This window comes from Vibrio sp. JC009 (assembly GCF_029016485.1).
GTDB lineage: Bacteria > Pseudomonadota > Gammaproteobacteria > Enterobacterales > Vibrionaceae > Vibrio.
Window position 1 is genome coordinate 3,310,595 of record NZ_CP092106.1, and the last position, 8,197, is coordinate 3,318,791.

General features: G+C 45.9%; 8 protein-coding genes. All 8 read right to left on the bottom strand.

What is annotated here, in order from left to right:
• Positions 1 to 3: 3 nt before the first annotated feature.
• Positions 4 to 630 (bottom strand): 16S rRNA (guanine(527)-N(7))-methyltransferase RsmG, encoded by a 627-nt coding sequence (gene rsmG, locus L3Q72_RS14865; protein ID WP_275130668.1) that lies wholly within the window; start codon positions 628 to 630, stop codon positions 4 to 6.
• The gene (gene mnmG / locus L3Q72_RS14870; RefSeq protein WP_275130669.1) at positions 630 to 2,522 is read right to left on the bottom strand and encodes a tRNA uridine-5-carboxymethylaminomethyl(34) synthesis enzyme MnmG; all 1,893 of its coding nucleotides are present in this window, start codon (positions 2,520 to 2,522) and stop codon (positions 630 to 632) included. Before mnmG ends, rsmG begins: the two co-directional genes overlap by 1 nt.
• 500 nt (positions 2,523 to 3,022) lie before the next feature.
• Positions 3,023 to 3,457 (bottom strand): FMN-binding protein MioC, encoded by a 435-nt coding sequence (mioC, locus tag L3Q72_RS14875; protein WP_275130670.1) that lies wholly within the window; start codon positions 3,455 to 3,457, stop codon positions 3,023 to 3,025.
• Between the two features lie 116 nt (positions 3,458 to 3,573).
• Positions 3,574 to 4,935 carry a tRNA uridine-5-carboxymethylaminomethyl(34) synthesis GTPase MnmE gene (mnmE, locus tag L3Q72_RS14880; protein WP_275130671.1) on the bottom strand — a complete coding sequence of 454 codons (1,362 nt, stop codon included), beginning with the start codon at positions 4,933 to 4,935 and terminating at the stop codon, positions 3,574 to 3,576.
• Between the two features lie 217 nt (positions 4,936 to 5,152).
• Positions 5,153 to 6,778, bottom strand: coding sequence for a membrane protein insertase YidC (gene yidC / locus L3Q72_RS14885; protein WP_275130672.1), 1,626 nt, complete (start codon positions 6,776 to 6,778; stop codon positions 5,153 to 5,155).
• Positions 6,779 to 6,780: 2 nt separating this feature from the next.
• Positions 6,781 to 7,038 (bottom strand): membrane protein insertion efficiency factor YidD, encoded by a 258-nt coding sequence (yidD, locus tag L3Q72_RS14890; protein WP_275130673.1) that lies wholly within the window; start codon positions 7,036 to 7,038, stop codon positions 6,781 to 6,783.
• A complete protein-coding gene (gene rnpA / locus L3Q72_RS14895) occupies positions 7,005 to 7,328 on the bottom strand; it encodes a ribonuclease P protein component (RefSeq protein ID WP_275130674.1) in 324 nt (107 codons plus the stop codon). Before rnpA ends, yidD begins: the two co-directional genes overlap by 34 nt.
• Positions 7,329 to 7,373: 45 nt before the next feature.
• On the bottom strand, positions 7,374 to 7,508 hold the full coding sequence (gene rpmH, locus L3Q72_RS14900) for a 50S ribosomal protein L34 (protein WP_093278272.1): 135 nt from the start codon (positions 7,506 to 7,508) through the stop codon (positions 7,374 to 7,376).
• Positions 7,509 to 8,197: the final 689 nt, after the last annotated feature.

Genomic DNA, 8,197 nt, shown 5'->3' on the forward strand with positions numbered 1-8,197 from the left:
TCCTTAAGCGCTTAAGATTACTAGATGTCTTTCACCTTCTAACTCAGGAACTTCCAAAGCTTTGATTTCGATCACATTACACCAATTAGGCAGAAGCGCAACTTCTTGCTCCGAATACTGACCCTTGAGAGCCAGAAATTTGCCAGTTGTCTCTTTTGGGAGATGGCGGCACCACTCCACCATGTCCGTCATGGAAGCAAAGGCACGGCTTAGAACCGCATCAAACTTCTCTTCGGGCTGATACTCTTCAACGCGGCTCTGTACCGGAGTCACGTTGTCGATTTTCAGTTCATGCAGAACCTGTTTAATAAAACGGATTCTTTTTCCCAGACTGTCTAAAAGGACAAACTCACAGTCCGGATTCATAATTGCCAGCGGTATTCCGGGTAACCCGGGCCCGGTTCCCACATCAATAAAACGTTTCCCGTTCAGGTGCGGGCTGACAACTAGGCTATCAAGAATATGTTTCACTAACATATCCATAGGATCTCGAACAGAGGTCAGGTTGTAAGCCTTATTCCACTTGTGAAGCAGTTCAACGTAACCAACCAGTTCCTCACGCTGCTTCTCACTCACCTCAAGATCGGTTTTCTCGATCAGCGAATCCAGTTTTGCTCTAAGCTGACTCATTATTCTTCACCCTTTTTTAGCAGGCCCTGCTTCTTCAGATAAACCAGAACGATAGAAATAGCCGCCGGGGTAATACCTGAAATACGGGATGCAACTCCAATGGTTTCCGGCTTAGCATCTTTCAGCTTGGCCACAACCTCGTTTGAAAGCCCCTGAACCGTGTCGTAATCAAAGTCAGCCGGAATCTTAGTATTTTCATGGCGAAGGTTTTTCTCGATTTCACCTTTCTGGCGCTCGATATAACCTTCATATTTAACCTGAATTTCCACCTGCTCAGCAGCCTGCTCATCGTCAAGTGCCGGAGCAAAAGCTTCAAGAGAAGTCAGTTGCTCATAAGAAACTTCCGGTCTGCGCAGCAGATCTTCACCACTTGCTTCGCGGGACATTGGCGTCTTAAGCAACGCATTAAGTGCTTCAACACCTTCAGATTTAGGATTCATCCAGGTCTCTTTCAGACGCTGACGCTCCTTCTCCATATTTTCAACTTTTTCGTTGAAACGGGCCCAGCGAACATCGTCAACCAGACCAAGCTCACGTCCCTTTTCAGTCAGACGAAGATCAGCGTTGTCTTCACGCAAAAGCAGACGGTATTCGGCACGGGAAGTAAACATACGGTATGGTTCTTTGGTGCCCATGGTCGACAGATCGTCAATCAGTACGCCCATATAAGCCTCATCCCGTCTCGGGCTCCAGCCCTCTTTCTCCTGAGCATAAAGCCCGGCATTCAGACCGGCCATCAGGCCCTGAGCGGCCGCTTCTTCATAACCTGTGGTGCCGTTAATCTGACCGGCAAAGAACAGGCCGTTAATGTACTTATTTTCATAGGTTTTCTTCAGATCTCTCGGATCAAAGAAATCATACTCAATGGCATAACCCGGGCGCACGATATGCGCATTTTCAAAGCCTTTCATTGAGCGGACAATCTGAACCTGCACATCAAACGGCAGACTGGTAGAGATACCGTTTGGATAGAGTTCATTGGTTGTCAGGCCTTCAGGTTCAATAAATATCTGATGGCTGTTTTTATCCGCAAAGCGCATCACCTTGTCTTCGATAGAAGGACAGTAACGCGGTCCGATACCTTCAATCACACCGGCGTACATAGGACTGCGATCCAGGTTTGAACGGATCACATCGTGTGTCTGCTCATTGGTATGAGTGATGTAGCAAGGGATCTGACGCGGATGCTGCGTTCGGTTCCCCAGGAAAGAAAATACCGGTGTCGGATCATCACCGTGCTGCGCTTCAAGAACAGAGAAATCAACGGTATTGGCATCGATTCGTGGAGGGGTGCCCGTCTTCAGACGATCAACCCGTAACGGAAGCTCTCTTAAACGATCCGCCAGTGCGATCGAAGGTGGATCGCCTGCGCGGCCTCCTGAGGAGCTTTCCATACCAATATGAATCTTACCCCCAAGGAAGGTGCCAACGGTCAGTACAACGGCTTTGGCGTGGAATTTAAGGCCCATCTGAGTAACAACACCAAGGACACGATCGCCTTCAACAATAAGATCATCGGCCGGCTGCTGGAATAAAGTAAGGTTTGGGGTATTTTCCAGTACATAACGAACCTCAGCTTTATACAAGGCTCTGTCTGCCTGAGCGCGAGTCGCCCGAACAGCTGGACCTTTTGAAGCGTTAAGAGTACGGAATTGAATACCAGACTTATCAATCGCCTGTGCCATCAGGCCACCTAAAGCATCAACTTCTTTTACCAGGTGACCTTTCCCTATACCACCGATAGCCGGATTACAGGACATCTGCCCCAGTGTATCGATATTGTGGGTAAGCAACAGAGTTTTTTGTCCTGTTCGTGCAGCTGCCAGTGCGGCTTCCGTTCCGGCATGTCCGCCACCAACAACGATGACATCAAACGTTTCATGATAAAGCATGGACTAACCTTAGATAATTAATGAGAGCCTGTTTGAATTTCTGACAGGCCCGAAACAAATGGGAAATAAAAAGGAGCGACATTTTACCCGTTTTGTCTGACGGATAAAATCGATTTCAAAACTTTTTGGATCTGAAGAAGAGAGATTAAAATATTTATGATCTATATATAGATCTTTTATTTGATCTATTATTAGGCAAGCCGGATCTTGTGAGTAAGTGAAAAATGATCAATAGGATCAAGCTACTTACGCAGATCATTTTTTGTGATCATACTTTGATCTTGATCTGGAATAGCTGGGATCAAAACGCTTAGTTATCAACAGAGCGAGAGATGTATAAAAGTTATTATCTGGATAACTATAGGTTGATCACTGGAAATTATTGATTTTATCCACAGCGGATCATTTCATTAAATAATAAGTTTTCGTGGTTTTGATACTCAAGTTATCCACAAAAGATGATTTACATAGGGATAACCGCTCCCTATGTAAAAGGTTTGTTATAAGTTTTTAAGCTGTTCCGACAACCACTCTTCTGCCGGATCTTCAGGGACCGGGTTTTCAACAACATCAATACAGAAGCAGTCTGCAACAGGTGTTGCCCCTATATCACTCAGCAAATTGTAGGCATGTTTACCAGCGGAGCAGAAGGTGTCATAGCTGGAGTCACCAATTGCAATAACGGCAAATTTAACATCTGTCATCTTAGGCGGGGCTGATTGCAGGCTGTTTATAAATGGTTGGATATTTTCCGGATAATCGCCGGCACCATGTGTAGAAGTGATGATCAGCCAGGTTCCGCTGGTGGGAATCTCATCTAAAGCCGGATTATTGTGGATCTCAGTCTGGTATCCGTTTTCTTTCAGAATATCGCTAAGATGATCGCCGACGTACTCGGCTCCGCCCAGTGTGCTTCCGGTGATAATTTGGATCATATTGAATTCCCTATGAGGTTATCTTCGCTTCAAAAGGTTAGTATGCATGGGTTTAGAGCCCGGATCAAAAAAGAGGAGCGGATGCTCCTCTTAGATATAGCGGAAAGGCTAGGTTGTTATTTTCCGATACAGAATGAAGAGAATATTCTTCCCAGCAGATCGTCTGAACTGAACTCACCGGTAATCTCATTCAGGTGTTGCTGTGCGATACGAAGCTCTTCAGCAAGAATCTCACCTGCCATAAAGCCTTCAAGCTGCTGCTGGCCTATATCCAGGTGCTCAGCCGCTTTTTCCAGGGCATCAAGGTGGCGTCTGCGGGCCATAAAGCCGCCTTCACTGTTGCCTGAGAAGCCCATACATTCTTTCAGGTGGTTACGCAGTGCATCCACACCTTCGCCGGTTTTGGCTGAAAGACGGATAAGAGTAGGGGAGTTAACATGACAGATACCCAGATCCTCTTGGGTTTGATCGGCTTTGTTGCGGATAACTGTCATGCCGATATCTTCCGGCAGGCGATCAATAAAGTCCGGCCAGATATCCTTTGGATCTGTGGCATCTGTGGTGGTGCCATCCACCATAAACAGTACCCGGTCAGCCTGAGCTATTTCATCCCATGCGCGGTCAATACCGATCTTTTCCACTTCATCAGAAGCATCCCGCAGACCGGCAGTGTCGATAATATGCAGTGGCATACCGTCAATATGAATATGCTCACGCAACACATCTCGCGTTGTACCGGCAATATCGGTAACAATGGCAGAGTCTTTACCAGACAGGGCATTAAGCAGGCTGGACTTACCGGCATTCGGACGTCCGGCAATTACCACCTTCATACCTTCACGCATAATCGCGCCCTGGTTGGCCTCTTTCCGCACTGCTTCCAGGTTATCAATAATGGTTTGTAAGTCACCACTCACTTTGCCGCCGGAAAGAAAGTCGATCTCCTCCTCCGGAAAATCAATGGCTGCCTCAACATAGATTCGCAGATGGATCAGAGATTCCACCAGCGTATTAATTCGCTTGGAGAACTGTCCCTGAAGCGACTGAAGTGCTGACTTTGCTGCCTCCTCTGAACTGGCATCAATAAGGTCGGCAATGGCTTCTGCCTGAGTCAGATCCATCTTATCGTTAAGGAAAGCTCTTTCTGAGAACTCACCGGGACGAGCCGGACGAACTCCTGAGATTTCCAGAATACGCTTAATCAGCATATCCATAACAACCGGGCCACCGTGACCCTGAAGTTCCAGTACATCCTCACCGGTAAAAGAGTTTGGATTAGGGAAGAACAGCGCAATGCCCTGATCCAGTTCTATGCCATCCGAAGTTTTAAACGGCAGATATTCTGCATAACGGGGTTTCAGTTTCTTACCGGTAACTTCCTGTGCTACCTGCTCAGCCAGAGGGCCTGAAACTCGAATAATACCTACACCACCACGACCGGGTGCAGTAGCCTGAGCAACAATAGTATCTGTAGTCATTTTTTTTACCGAATTGGTTAGGGTGAAGGGAGGTGTGTTTGTTTAGCAAGTGTTCAAAGCAGGGATGCTTTGTCCAAGCCTCCATGGACGGATTCACGGCGTCTTGCTAAACAAATTCACCTTCCTTCACCCGGGATAGGTTCAAACTAGCCAAATTGTAATCAGCTAAAAACAAAAAGGCGACCTTTTGGCCGCCTTTCTCAGATTATTTCAAATCTTACTTCTTCGAATGCAAGCCTTTCTTCTCAAGGTTGCGGTAGATCAGCGTCTGCTGAATCAGAGTCACAATGTTCGATACCAGCCAGTAAAGAACCAGACCTGACGGGAAGAACAGGAAGAAGAAAGTAAACATAACCGGCATAAAGGTCATGATCTTCTGCTGCATTGGATCCGTTACCGTCGACGGGCTCATCTTCTGGATCATAAACATACTTGCACCCATCAGAATTGGCAGGATGTAGTATGGGTCCTGAGCTGAAAGGTCAGTAATCCAGCCGAAGAACGGAGAGTGACGAAGCTCAACAGATTCCATCAGAGACCAGTATAGCGCGATGAAGATAGGCATCTGCAGGAAGATAGGTAAACAACCACCAAGCGGGTTCACTTTCTCTTTCTTATACAGTTCCATCATTTCCTGGCTCATACGCTGACGGTCATCACCGATGCGTTCACGCATTGCAGTCAGCTTAGGCTGAAGCATACGCATCTTAGCCATAGAGGTGTACTGAGCTTTTGTCAGCGGGTACATAGCACCACGAACAACAAAAGTCAGGATCATGATAGCCACACCCCAGTTAACCACAACGCCCTGAATCATAGACAGCAGCCAGTGAAGAGGCTTAGCGATAAACCATAACCAGCCGTAGTCAACTACAAGGTCAAGGTTTGGCGCAACCTGAGACATAGCATCCTGAAGCTTAGGACCAACCCAAAGCGTTGCTTCAAACTTAGCAGAGTTACCTGAAGCAATCGTCTTGTTCGGCATACGGATACCGATATCAGCCATGTTGCCGATAACACGAGAGTAAAGGTTTGAACCTGGTTCGTTACGAGGAATCCATGCTGTTGCGAAGTAGTGCTCAAGCATAGCAACCCAGCCTTCACCTTCAGGAAGGTTCAGAGAAAGGTTACGGTCCTGCATATCATCAAAGCTGTACTTCTTGTAACGGGTATCATGCGTTGAGTATGCACCGCCACGGTAAGTCGGCATTGTCAGGCTGCCACCGGCATCCTGGACATTCTGACGCAGGTGAGTATACATACCAAAGGTCGCATTGTTGCCAGAGTTGTTAACAACATCAAAGTCAACATTCACAGCGTAATCGCCGCGCTTCAGGATGAAGGTTTTAGTGTACTCAATACCGTTCGCTGTATAAGTCAGAGGAACACGGATTTCGTCCTGGCCCTCTGCCAAAGTGAAGCTATCAGAAGAAACAGAATAATTAGGACGGCTGTTGCTGCTCAGGTCGATACCCTGAGGGCCAACCAGACCACTTTGTGCAATATAAGTGTTGCCCTGACCATTTTTCAGAATCTGGAATGCTTCTTCAGACTCGAAATCTTTGTCATAGTCATTCAGGTAAGCTGAAACAACATCACCACCAAATGTGTCGATTGACAGAGTCAAAACATCGGTTGTTACTGTAACCAGTTTCGCAGCTTCCGCTTGTTGAGGAACAGGATCCATTCCTTCATCAATGGTTGAAGCAGGCAGGCTAGTGCCGTTTTGTGTCTGTACTACTTGTTGCTGTGGTGCCGGGTTCTTTTCTACCTGCCACTGTTGGTACAGCAGGAAAGAAACCGCAGCCAGGGCAATAAGCAGGATATTACGTTGAGAATCCATTGTTATTTATCTCTGTCTGTTTCTTCTATTGGTGGAACGGGGTCATATCCCCCTTCATTCAAAGGGTGGCATTTTAATAGACGTTTGCCTGATAACCAACACCCTTTTACAAATCCGTGCATTTTTATTGCTTCAATAGCATAAGTCGAGCATGTCGGTGTAAAGCGGCAGCGCGGACCTATAAGCGGACTGATAATCCACTTATACAGGTAAATGAGACCGATAGCTAGCCACGAGAAGGGCGAGAAAGGCGACGCCATAACTTATCAAATAACTTAAACATTTCTTCATTGCTCAAATTTTGAGCGCTCTTTTTCGCAATGACAACAAAATCTTTATTTGGAAGTTCGTGTTGCTTTGTTCTGAAACTTTCGCGTGCAAGACGTTTAAAGCGGTTGCGACCGACAGCGGTTTTAATCTGCTTTTTAGGTACTGCTAATCCCAGACGAGGATGAGAAAGAGAGTTATTTCGGGCAATGATGGTGAAATGGGGGGAGCCTGCACTGTGTGCTTGCTGGAATACATTTTTATAATGCTCGGGAGTTAACAAGCGTAACTCCCGATTGAACGCGTACTTAGTCAAAATAATCGCGAATTATTTTGATAGGCGCTTACGGCCTTTAGCACGACGTGCATTAATTACTTTACGACCGTTCTTAGTAGCCATACGAGCACGGAAGCCGTGAGTACGCTTGCGCTTTAGAACTGAAGGTTGAAAAGTGCGTTTCATGGTAATTACCTTTACTGATCAGTAGTTTATAGGTTTTTGTTAAACCCGGCGTGGGATTTTACATCCGACGCCTCTCAACAAAGAGGCGGAATTGTAATCACAGAGCCATATAGAGTCAATGATTATTCGCCTCTTAGAGCCGATTAATTCCGGTTGGCGGATTATACGTTTTGTGAACTAAATCTCAAGGATCTTTTTGCTGATCGGGGTGTGAATAGATCTTTAAGTTTTTTCCACAGTCTGTGTATTAAATTCACTATTCTCCGTTATTTATAGGCTTTACAGGATCCTCTTGTTGTGGATGAGCAAAAATAACTTGTGGAGTTCTCTGTGTAATATTTTTTCAGTTAGTCATAAAGAATGCCCGGTTAGTTGCTCTTTTTCTGAGCACTTTTGGTTTTGGGAGGTAAATTAAAGCTAAAAGCTACTGTGTATGAAAAAAACCGGCTTTCTCAGAAAAAATACAAAATACATTCAGCTTGGGGATAACTCCTGAAGATCCCGTTTTTGTTAGTGATCGTGTGGATTTTCTTGGGGAAAAATGTGTGGATCCAAGGTATATAACGTGAGAATTTGTGAATAACTTGGATCTTATTCACTGGATCAGCGATCTTTTGCTAGAGATCTTCTCCCTCAAGGAGTAGAATCGGTTCCCTTATCCAAGTTTAATAATAATAAGTGGGGTCGTC